Source organism: Streptomyces sp. HSW2009, assembly GCF_040240285.1.
Lineage (GTDB): Bacteria > Actinomycetota > Actinomycetes > Streptomycetales > Streptomycetaceae > Streptomyces.
In genome coordinates, this window is sequence record NZ_JBEHZD010000870.1 from 1 (window position 1) to 2134 (window position 2134).

The 2134-nt window shown below is 74.2% G+C and carries 3 protein-coding genes; all 3 read left to right on the forward strand.

All coding sequences use genetic code 11. The features are described from left to right. Positions 1-144 precede the first annotated feature (144 nt). The gene (locus tag AAHZ94_RS33080; RefSeq protein WP_349997399.1) at positions 145-720 is read left to right on the forward strand and encodes a MogA/MoaB family molybdenum cofactor biosynthesis protein; all 576 of its coding nucleotides are present in this window, start codon (positions 145-147) and stop codon (positions 718-720) included. Next, complete coding sequence (locus AAHZ94_RS33085; protein WP_349997400.1) at positions 717-1340, forward strand: GNAT family N-acetyltransferase; 624 nt, start codon at positions 717-719, stop codon at positions 1338-1340. The genes AAHZ94_RS33080 and AAHZ94_RS33085 overlap by 4 nt, the downstream gene beginning before the upstream one ends. Before the next feature lie 470 nt (positions 1341-1810). After that, positions 1811-2134 (forward strand): SepX/GlpR family protein (locus AAHZ94_RS33090; RefSeq protein WP_502964856.1); only part of this gene is annotated, 324 nt, incomplete at its 3' end.

Genomic DNA, 2134 nt, shown 5'->3' on the forward strand with positions numbered 1-2134 from the left:
CCCCCCCCCTCTTCCCCCCCCCCCCCCCCCCCCCCCCCCCCCGGCGCCGGCCGGGGGGGCGCGGCGTGGTGAAAACCCCCCCGGGCCCCTCCCGCGCCCGCCGACGAGCCGGCCGCGACCGGCGACCGGCCGCCGTACCGGGCCCTGGTGGTCACCGCATCGCAGCGCGCCGCTGCCGGCGTCTACCCGGACAAGGGCGGCCCACTGCTGGCCGAAGGGCTGGCCGCGCTGGGCTTCGCGGTGGACGGTCCGCGCGTGGTGCCGGACGGCGAACCGGTACGGGAGGCGCTGCGCGCTGCGGTGGCCGCCGCGTATGACGTGGTCGTCACCACCGGCGGCACCGGCATCTCGCCCACCGACCACACGCCCGAGATGACCCGTTCCGTACTCGACTACGAGATCCCGGGCATCGCCGAGGCGCTGCGGGCCGAAGGGCTAGCGAAGGTGCCGACGGCCGCGCTCTCCCGGGGGCTCGCGGGAGTGGCGGGACCCACCCTGATCGTCAACCTGCCGGGCTCGTCCGGCGGCGTGCGGGACGGGCTCGCGGTGCTCGGCAGAATCCTGGTGCACGCGGTGGAGCAGCGCCGTGGCGGCGACCACCGCCGCCCTGACGCCCCGTCCACGGCGGGCGCCGCGCCTACCGCGGCCGGTGGGCCCGATGTGACCGGTGGGCCCGACGCGGTGGCCGGGCCCGATGCGGTGGCCGGGAGCGGGCGCTGAACGCCTGCTGGCCGGTGGCGCTGGTGGACGGCCCGACGACGCTGCGCCCGATCCGACTGCGTGACCAGCGGGCCTGGCGCGAGGTCAACCGCCGCAACCGGGAGTGGCTCAGGCCCTGGGAGGCGACGGTGCCGCCGCCCCCGCCGGGCGGTCCGATGGCGCAGCGGCCCACCTACCGGCAGATGGTGCGCCATCTGCGCGCCGAGGCGCACGCCGGGCGGATGCTGCCGTTCGTCCTGGACTACCAGGGGCGGCTGGCCGGCCAGTTGACGGTCGCCGGGATTACCTGGGGTTCGATGTGCAGCGGCCACATCGGCTACTGGGTGGACAAGGCGGTGGCCGGCCGCGGGGTGATGCCGACGGCCGTCGCCCTCGCCGTCGACCACTGCTTCCGTTCGGTCGGGCTGCACCGGGTGGAGGTGTGCATCCGCCCGGAGAACGCTCCGAGCCGCCGGGTGGTGGAGAAGCTGGGCTTCCGCGAAGAGGGCCTGCGCCCGCGCTACCTGCACATCGACGGCGCCTGGCGGGACCACCTGATCTACGCGCTGACGGTGGAAGAAGTACCGGACGGGCTGCTGAGCCGCTGGCACCGGATGAGCCCGGGGGCCTCCCCGATATAGCCCGCCGGCGGACGATCTGGCCCATCTGCCGGCCGGACGTACGGGATGTGTGGGGATCACGGGTGTACGGGGCGTGCGGGCGGTGCCTGCGTACGGGGCGTACGGGGTGCGTTGGGCGTACTGGCGCACGGGGCGGGCCCGGCGTGCTGGACGTACCGACGTGCTGGACGTACCGGCGTACTGACGGGCGCGCGGAAAGGTGCGCCGGCGGGCACGCCCCCACCGGCCATCGAGAAGCAACGCGGAGGGCGTCGGCAGCGGCGCGCCGCCAGCGATGCGGGCGGCCACACTGGCGGAAAATCGACGAAGCAGAGACGTCCGGCTGCTGTTCAACTGCGGTCGCATTTTGAACACATTTGCCACTAAGTGCCCCCGCTGCCTGCAAAAAAAGCTTGAAATATGAGCCAGATCGTGCGACACACCGCGCCAATTGGCGGATCGGTTCGCTCCGCTCCCTTTACCGTGTCACCGTGAGCAGCAGTGGCCTCATCTACGCAGTCATCGTCGGGGCCTGGGCCGCCTATTTGGTGCCGATGTGGCTCCGCCGGCAGGACGAACTCAACGACGCCCGTCCCACGGAGCGCTTCAGCACCGCCATCCGGTTGCTGTCCGGCCGTGCGGCCATGGAGCGTCGTTACGTCAAGGAGTTGGACGGCGCGGAGCCGTCCGCCGCCCGCCGCGCCCCCCCCCCCCCCGCGGGCCCCCCCCCCGGCCCCCCCGGCCGGGACAGCGGATGCAGCAGGGGAGCCCGCCCGGCATTCGGGAGCCTGAAGGAGTACGCGGCTCCCCAGGCC